Annotated in this window: 2 protein-coding genes; both read left to right on the plus strand. The window is 63.5% G+C overall.

The window, feature by feature from the left end; genetic code table 11:
• The coding region (locus EN893_RS31425) for an ATP-binding protein (protein ID WP_128362074.1) at positions 1–1,312 on the plus strand (1,312 nt) is incomplete at its 5' end.
• 87 nt (positions 1,313–1,399) lie between these two features.
• Positions 1,400–1,962, plus strand: a 563-nt coding sequence (locus tag EN893_RS31430) for a purine-nucleoside phosphorylase (RefSeq protein WP_128362075.1), incomplete at its 3' end; no start/stop codon positions are given.

Consider the following 1,962-nt stretch of genomic DNA (forward strand, 5'->3'; position numbering starts at 1 on the left):
CGACACGCTTTTGCCCGGCAACGACGAACGGCACATCCGCTTCTACGTCAACGCCGTCGCCGACGGCACCGGTGGCGAGGGCGCCGAGGAGTCGGCCATCGTCTACGCCGTCGAGACGACGGAGCAGAAGGCGCTCGAAGGGCAGATGGCGCAGAGCCAGAAGATGCAGGCGGTCGGCCAGCTTGCCGGCGGCATCGCGCATGATTTCAACAATGTGCTGACCGCCATCATCATGGCGTCCGACCTTTTGTTGACCAACCACCGTCCGTCGGACCCCTCCTTCCCCGACATCATGAACATCAAGCAGAACGCCAACCGGGCGGCTTCGCTGGTGCGGCAGCTTCTGGCCTTCTCACGCAAGCAGACATTGCGGCCGGAAGTGCTCAACCTGACCGACGTGCTCGCCGATCTCAGGATGCTGCTCGCCCGCCTGGTCGGCAACGACATCAAGCTGAAGGTCGACCATGGCCGCGACCTGTGGCCGGTCAAGGTCGATATCGGGCAGTTCGAGCAGGTGGTCGTCAACCTTGCGGTCAACGCGCGCGACGCAATGCCGGCGGGCGGCGATCTCACCGTGCGCACCCGCAATGTGACCGCCGAGGAGTGCAAGGCCTTTTCCTACCGCGAACTCGCCCCGGCGGACTATGTCGTGGTCGAAGTCGAGGACACCGGCAGCGGCATCGCGCCCGACGTGCTGAAGAAGATTTTCGAGCCTTTCTTCACCACCAAGGAAGTCGGCAAGGGCACCGGCCTTGGCCTGTCGATGGTCTACGGCATCATCAAGCAGACCGGCGGCTTCATCTTTTGCGATTCCGAAGTCGGCAAAGGCTCGACCTTCCGCATTTTCCTGCCGCGTCACATCGCCGAAGCGAAAAAAGCAGGCGAGCCCGGCGATGCGCCGGCGGCGCCGACAAAGGTCGCCGATCCGGCCAAGGATCTGTCGGGCTCGGCCACGGTGCTGCTCGTCGAGGACGAGGATGCCGTGCGCATGGGCGGCATGCGGGCGCTGACCTCGCGTGGCTACACCGTGCACGAGGCATCGTCGGGCGTCGAGGCGCTGGAAGTGTTCGAGGCACTGGGCGGCAAGGTCGATATCGTCGTTTCCGACGTGGTCATGCCGGAAATGGACGGACCGACACTGCTTGGTGAATTGCGCAAGCGCCAGCCGGACATCAAGTTCGTCTTCGTGTCCGGCTACGCCGAGGACGCATTCGCCAGAAACCTCCCGGCAGATGCGCATTTCGGCTTTCTGCCCAAGCCGTTTTCGCTCAAGCAACTGGCGACGATCGTCAAGGACGTGCTGGAGTCTTAGAGCCTTTCCCATGTTCCATCTTGCACAACGCCGTGACAACGCCATGATTGCGGGTGAAACGGCTGGAAGGCTTAGGGGGAGCAACTGGTGACGCCGCACAACGAAGCGGACAAGGACGACTACGCCGACACGGTTTTGTTACCGGGTGACCCGCAGCGCGCCGAGTGGATGGCGCAAACGTTCCTGGAAGCGCCGCGCTGCATCAATCGCCGCCGCGGCGCACTTGGCTTCACCGGGCTGTTTGGCGGCAAACCCGTCAGCATCCAGGCGACGGGCATCGGCGTTTCATCGTTTCTGATCTATGCGCATGAACTGCTGGACCATTATGGCGCCCGGACGTTGATCCGCACCGGCACCTGCGGCAGCCTGACCGCAAAGGCAAAACTGCGCAGCCTTGTCATCTCGCAATCGGCGCAGGCGGAAAGCGCCCAGAGCGGCCAGGTTTTCGGCCTTTATGGACCCGCTGGCCCCGACCCGGCGCTCCTCGCATCGTCACTGGCCAAGGCGGTAGAATTCGGCATCGACCATCATGCCGGCCTGACGGTGTGCAGCGACATCTTCTATCACCCGGAGGGGCGCGCCCGTTTTGCCGTTGCGCGGGCGCAAGGAGCCCTGGCCGTGGATATGGAAACCAGCGCGCTCTATCGCAT

The organism is Mesorhizobium sp. M7A.F.Ca.CA.004.04.2.1 (assembly GCF_004022825.1).
Lineage (GTDB): Bacteria > Pseudomonadota > Alphaproteobacteria > Rhizobiales > Rhizobiaceae > Mesorhizobium.